Below are 1,143 nucleotides of genomic sequence, written 5' to 3'. Positions count from 1 at the left end.
TATCAATGGTGCAGGAATATTGACCTGCTTCCCATCAGCTACGCATTTCTGCCTCGCCTTAGGGGCCGACTCACCCTACGCCGATGAACGTTGCGTAGGAAACCTTGGGCTTACGGCGAGGGGGCCTTTCACCCCCTTTATCGCTACTCATGTCAGCATTCGCACTTCCGATACCTCCAGCACCCTTTACAAGGCACCTTCGCAGGCTTACGGAACGCTCTCCTACCATGCGAGCAAAGCTCGCATCCGCAGCTTCGGTATATAGCTTAGCCCCGTTACATCTTCCGCGCAGGCCGACTCGACCAGTGAGCTATTACGCTTTCTTTAAAGGGTGGCTGCTTCTAAGCCAACCTCCTGGCTGTCTGTGCCTTCCCACATCGTTTCCCACTTAGCTATATTTGGGGACCTTAGCTGGCGGTCTGGGTTGTTTCCCTCTTGACACCGGACGTTAGCACCCGATGTCTGTCTCCCGTGATTGCACTCTTCGGTATTCGGAGTTTGCTATGGCGGGGTAATCTGCAATAGACCCCCCAACCATGACAGTGCTCTACCCCCGAAGGTGAGACACGAGGCGCTACCTAAATAGCTTTCGGAGAGAACCAGCTATCTCCAGGTTCGATTGGCATTTCACCCCTATCCACAGCTCATCCCCTAACTTTTCAACGTTAGTGGGTTCGGACCTCCAGTACGTGTTACCGCACCTTCATCCTGGCCATGGATAGATCACCTGGTTTCGGGTCTACGCCCAGCAACTGAACGCCCTATTCGGACTCGCTTTCGCTACGCCTGCCCTATACGGTTAAGCTTGCTACTGAACGTAAGTCGCTGACCCATTATACAAAAGGTACGCCGTCACCCCTTACGAGGCTCCGACTGTTTGTATGCATGCGGTTTCAGGATCTATTTCACTCCCCTCCCGGGGTTCTTTTCGCCTTTCCCTCACGGTACTGGTTCACTATCGGTCGATCACGAGTATTTAGCCTTGGAGGATGGTCCCCCCATCTTCAGACAGGATTTCACGTGTCCCGCCCTACTTGTCGCACACCTAGTTCTTTCATATTGTTTTCGCCTACAGGGCTATCACCTGCTATGGCCGCACTTTCCAGAGCGTTCGGCTAACAATACAAATAAAGAGTGCAAGGC

Annotated in this window: 1 rRNA gene; it reads right to left on the bottom strand. The window is 53.2% G+C overall.

Annotated elements, in window-relative coordinates:
* Positions 1-1,143: ribosomal RNA gene (locus ACFTWF_RS45060) — 23S ribosomal RNA — on the bottom strand; the annotation flags it as partial.

The organism is Rhodococcus sp. NPDC056960, assembly GCF_042674125.1.
Classification (GTDB): Bacteria; Actinomycetota; Actinomycetes; order Mycobacteriales; family Mycobacteriaceae; genus Rhodococcus_F.
This window is presented reverse-complemented; position numbering and strand designations above follow the sequence as displayed.